The sequence below is a fragment of the Arthrobacter sp. CAN_A2 genome (assembly GCF_015752045.1).
Taxonomy (GTDB): domain Bacteria; phylum Actinomycetota; class Actinomycetes; order Actinomycetales; family Micrococcaceae; genus Arthrobacter_D.
Window position 1 is genome coordinate 1 of sequence record NZ_JADOUS010000061.1, and the last position, 1,471, is coordinate 1,471.

Consider the following 1,471-nt stretch of genomic DNA (forward strand, 5'->3'; position numbering starts at 1 on the left):
GGCCCTTCGCAGTTGAGCGTGGGTAGGGCGGTCAGGGGCTGACTCGGTAGGGTTGGCTGCTGTTGGTGCGGCGTGGTGCGGCGGGAATGAGGTCAGGGCCTTTTTGAATTGGTAGCGACCAAGCTTCCTGATTCAGAAAAGACCCTGACATGGCTGATTTTACTTCCTGTCCTGATGGTTGGTGGTGTGCACGCGCGGACGCGATGCTGGGTGTCAAAGGCATCCACGTCACCTCCGTCACGACAACGCCGGCCGGCCTGGTACTGGGTGTGGAGACCGGGGACACGATCGCCGGCTGCCCGGCATGCGGCGTCATCGCGGTCGGTCATGGACGCCGCTCGGTCCGGTTGCATGACACCCCGTGTTTCGGCCGGGCAGTGCGCCTGATCTGGGCCAAACGCATCTGGCGGTGCCCCGACCAGGGGTGCCCGAAGACCACGTTCACCGAGGAGCATCCGCTGGCCGGTCCACGCTCGAAGCTCACCACACGATCTATCGGCTGGGCGGTGGACGCGCTATCGCGTTACGACACCTCGGTCTCCGCGCTGGCGTATCAACTCGGGGTGTCCTGGCATACCCTGTGGAACGCAATCACACCCGAGGCGACCCGCCGTACCACCACCCCCGGACGACTGACCGGGATCAACGCTCTCGGCGTTGATGAGCACGTCTGGGCTCACACCGGCCCGCCCGGCACGGGTATGGTCACCGGCATCGTGGACCACACCCGGGACAGTGATGGTGTCGTTCATGCACGGTTGTTGGACCTTGTTCCGGGACGCTCCGGGAAGGCTTACGCCACCTGGCTCACAGACCAAGGCCCGGACTTCACGATCGGGATCAAGACCGCAGCACTGGATCCGTTCCGTGGCTACGCCAACGCGATCCGCGACGAACTCCCCGAAGCCATCACTGTGCTGGATGCCTTCCATGTCGTGAAGCTCGGCTCGACCATGGTCGATGAGGTCCGCCGCCGCGTCCAGCAGGACACCCTCGGCCACCGCGGACGTTCCGGGGACCCGCTCTACGGCATTCGTAGGACTCTGCAGTGCGGGGCCGAGCACCTCACCGACAAACAAGTCACCCGCCTGGATATGAAGCTCGACCTCGGGGACCCCGACCATGAAGTATCTCTGGCGTGGCAGTGCTACCAACAGCTGCGCTCCATCTACCACGTGAAGCCTGAGACGGGCCGGGCCCGGGTCGCCGAAATCCTCGCCTCGTTCCCCACCTGCCCGATCCCCGAGATCGCACGACTGGGCCGGACGCTACGACAGTGGAAGAGCGCGATCCTCGCTTACTTCGAGACCCACGGCGCGTCCAACGGCCCCACCGAGGCCGTGAACGGCGTCATCGAAACCACCCGCCGCATCGCCCGCGGATTCCGTAACTTCACCAACTACAGACTCCGCTGCCTACTCGCTGCCGGCGGCCACCGCCCCTACCGCGCGAAACGAACCAACCACGCCTA

1 protein-coding gene is annotated in these 1,471 nt (G+C 65.1%); it reads left to right on the forward strand.

Annotation, left to right across the window (positions count from 1 at the left end; all coding sequences use genetic code 11):
- Positions 1-149: 149 nt before the first annotated feature.
- Positions 150-1,471: ISL3 family transposase (locus IWX63_RS16575; RefSeq protein WP_334685961.1), on the forward strand; the 1,322-nt coding region annotated here is incomplete at its 3' end.